This window comes from Pseudoalteromonas sp. MMG012 (genome assembly GCF_018100875.1).
Classification (GTDB): Bacteria; Pseudomonadota; Gammaproteobacteria; order Enterobacterales; family Alteromonadaceae; genus Pseudoalteromonas; species Pseudoalteromonas aurantia.
Window position 1 is genome coordinate 1 of sequence record NZ_JAGJEF010000145.1, and the last position, 3,435, is coordinate 3,435.

General features: G+C 38.0%; 2 protein-coding genes and 1 pseudogene. 2 read left to right on the forward strand and 1 reads right to left on the reverse strand.

Annotation, left to right across the window (positions count from 1 at the left end):
- Positions 1–440: 440 nt before the first annotated feature.
- Both J8L97_RS22495 and J8L97_RS22500 read left to right on the forward strand, forming a co-directional pair.
- Positions 441–1,460, forward strand: coding sequence for a tetratricopeptide repeat protein (locus J8L97_RS22495; RefSeq protein ID WP_211052939.1), 1,020 nt, complete (start codon positions 441–443; stop codon positions 1,458–1,460).
- Positions 1,461–1,624: 164 nt separating this feature from the next.
- A complete protein-coding gene (locus J8L97_RS22500) occupies positions 1,625–2,701 on the forward strand; it encodes an NAD(P)-binding domain-containing protein (RefSeq protein WP_211052941.1) in 1,077 nt (358 codons plus the stop codon).
- A gap of 223 nt (positions 2,702–2,924) precedes the next feature.
- On the opposite strand, the pseudogene J8L97_RS22505 reads toward J8L97_RS22500, so the two are convergent.
- Positions 2,925–3,435: pseudogene (locus J8L97_RS22505) on the reverse strand (transposase); the annotation flags it as partial.

Below are 3,435 nucleotides of genomic sequence, written 5' to 3' on the forward strand. Positions count from 1 at the left end.
AGAGATATTCACTACTCTATAAATGCTAGCTTTGAGTAAAAGTAAATCAATTTTAACCACAAAAAAGGAAATTACTATTAATTTAAAATTAAAAAAGAACAAAATAAAAAATCTGTCTAATAATACTGTTATCGAAAAAAAGGCGACACCGATGATTGCAGGTGGCAGAGGTTCTGAGATATATGTATGTTTTTCTAATATCCAATACTGTGAGGCTTCTAGACACCCTAATGCTTGTCAATTTTCACAGCATATAACTGTGTGTACATAAAATAAATTATATCTGTGGGAATGCCATTTACAGCATTCCCTGATTAGCCACACAAGGTAACTACCTAGTTACAACTTCAATACTCGGCCTTCGCTCCAACGCTTCTTTGAATATTCACCCACAACACTCTATAGTTTTAGTTCGGCCTATATGCTAACGGAACTTGCCAATGAAGATGTTCTGCTTTGTCATTTTGTTGTTATTTTTAAAAGACGTAACCGCACAAAGCCCCCATGACAAGCTAAAAGAAGCGAAAGATTACTTAACGGTAAATCCCGCTCACTCACTCACAATTCTTCAGGCAATACCCAATATCAACGCGCTGTCAGTAAAACAGCAAATACAATGGCATATTATTACCATGCGCGCATCAGTACCAACAGATAACCCCGACATGCTTATTGATTCTTTAGAAGCTATTTTTTATCACTATCAACACCCTTACTTTATTGAAAACCTCACTACAATCACCAGTGCTTTAGGTATCTGGTTGCGTAAAAATAACCATCTTATTGAGGCACAAACAAGCTTAGAATGCTCCTACAAGCATGCCAAAAATGATCGACAAAAATTAACATTAACAAATAGTTTAGCGCTTGTCGCTCGCCATATAGGTGACCTAGACACCGCGAAAGCACTCTATAATGAAGCAAAAAAAATAGCAAAGCTCACTCAACGCGATAATGTATTAGCCATAATAGAAAATAATCAAGGCATGATTGCGCTAGAAGAAGGTAACATCGCTTTAGCTGAACAACATTTTAGGCTTGCCTTAGTTGGGTATCAGAACCTAGATAAACGCTCAGGTCAAATATCCGCTGGCTTGAATTTATTATTTACTTTCTTAATACAGCAAGAGTTGGTTAATTTTCAACGATTATATAGCCCCACAAAAAACTTAACCAATGGCTTTTCAAGTGTTGCAAAGCAAGCACTATTGCTTTGGTTACATACTCGGTTTTTACAATTACAAGGCGAGCCGATAACCGCTAAAGAACAACGCCAGCTCAAAATTGCTTATTCACATATTAAAGGTCCAAAGCTAAAAATGTTAATTAATAAGTATTTAGCTCCAGCGCTTGACTTTAAACACATGGAAGATCCAACCACAACACAAATTATGTTTAATCGGCCTTGGTTTAAGCATGTACAAGACTGTAGCTGGCCAAAACAAAATAAAATACATTAAAATCAAAGGTTTGTGTGGTGTTGGTGTAATTCACTATTGTTCATGTGCTTTACTTATACTAGTTAGGCAATTACATATGAAAATATTTTAAGTTAAATATTTGTAAATAATTTATTTTTATTTACAATGCATATTCAACTGGTCGCTGATAGTGATTACTTTTTATGGACAAAAAACAGCAAGCTGACCCAACACTGTACGATGTGTGTATCGTAGGTGCTGGGTGGTCTGGTTTAATGGCATGTAAATATGCGTTAGAAAACGGACTATCTGTCATTGTATTTGAGCAAAGATCCCACTTAGGTGGTATATGGAATTATAGCCAAGACCCTAATGTTGTTTCAGTTGCAACATCAGCCGCTATACCCTCACCCGCTTACTTGACTGAAGCTTGTGACTTTTATCTTAGCCCAGAGACCAGTGATCACCTAAACAAAAGCCAAATCATTAAATACCTTAATGATTACGCAAGACACTTTAATTTGTTACCTCATATCAAGTTCAATGAAACAGTGATTCATACCACGAATGAAAATAACTGGTTAGTCACCACCCAGTCTGCCACCATCAAAGCAAAAAACTTAGTTGTATCCGGTGGAGCCAATGCGATAACGCCGTCACGACCAAGAGAACTTCGAGACTTTGAAGGTAAGGTTGAGCATTTAGGTCATATCAAAGAGTATAAAAACCACCATATGTATTCAAAAGAACGGGTTTTATTATACGGAAATGAAGGGCTGGCTATTGATACTTTAAAGTTTTTAGCGACATCAACGCATACATTAACGTGCTCTATACCAAAGCAATACACGTGTTTCTCAGCCATTAATTTAACACAACCTGATGATATTTCCTTGCATCAAGAAATCCACGCATGTGCGCTAAATAAAGCGTCTCAATACTCTACAGACACCTTATCGAGGTGGCTAAATACCGCGACTTCAACACTCAAGTTATGGATCAATAAATGCCGATATACATCACTGTTAAAAAAAACAACAGCCATACCTAAGTACGATGCAAACATCAATTGTAAAGATGCGATACATAGCTCCATTGGGCAATCTGTCAAATTCTATTCTGGTGAAACCCGTTACTTTGATCGAATAATATTATGTACTGGGTACACCTATCAATTATCTTTCCTCCCTAAAAAATATGCCTATAAGGCGCGAAACCAATGTTATAAATCGGTGTTTGATTGCCAAGACCCATCTCTTATTTTTATTGGCTCTGTATAGAAAACCTACTGATGACACCCACTCAAAATTCACGCGAATTCCTAAAGAATATCACAAGCATATCGCTTAGTTCATAAGTCTGAATTTGAAATATAAGCTGCAGATTCAAAAAGCATACAAAAATGGGGTTGCTCAGCACTCATAGTGTATGGCTAATCCACCACCTTAATGCTGTGTAGTCTAAGGTTAGAGTGTTTAGAGGGTCATTTTACTAGAGCAAACGTTAAGCCAGTAACCTTTCACACTGTTTGTAGTTAGCCCGCCGTTTAATTTCTAGACTCGCACAATAATTATCAAGCTTTTGTGGTCGCCCTACTGCGCCATGAAATACTTTGGTAAATTGGGTGGTGAGTTTTTGCCAGTTTTCAGGGGCTATGTTGAGCCTGTCTAAAATAGGGGAATTAATTGAGCTTATAGCGCCTCGCTTGTCTGCTCGCATACATCGACCTGTTAGCTCGACAAGTTCTAAATACGACTTTAATTCAAATGGGATACCTTTGGGCATATGTTTTCTGGGGCTGCCTGCAAAACGCGCCAATTGTTTGGGTTGTTTGCCTTCTTTGGCATGTTCACAGCGTGCTTTAGCACTGGTGTAGTCTGAGGTTTCTAGTGTGTCAGCCATTTTGGCTCTGATTGGGTTTAAATCAACATACGCCATACAGGCCGCCAGTGCTGCTTCATCCAGTAAGGCTTGAGATTTAAAGCGCCCTTCCCAAAACCGGCCTGTACATTTG

What these genes read in the sequence shown, in the direction of transcription:
- J8L97_RS22495 (WP_211052939.1), top strand. Translation starts at nt 441, where the DNA reads ATGAAGATGTTCTGCTTTGTCATTTTGTTGTTATTTTTAAAAGACGTA.
- J8L97_RS22500 (WP_211052941.1), top strand. Translation starts at nt 1,625, where the DNA reads ATGGACAAAAAACAGCAAGCTGACCCAACACTGTACGATGTGTGTATC.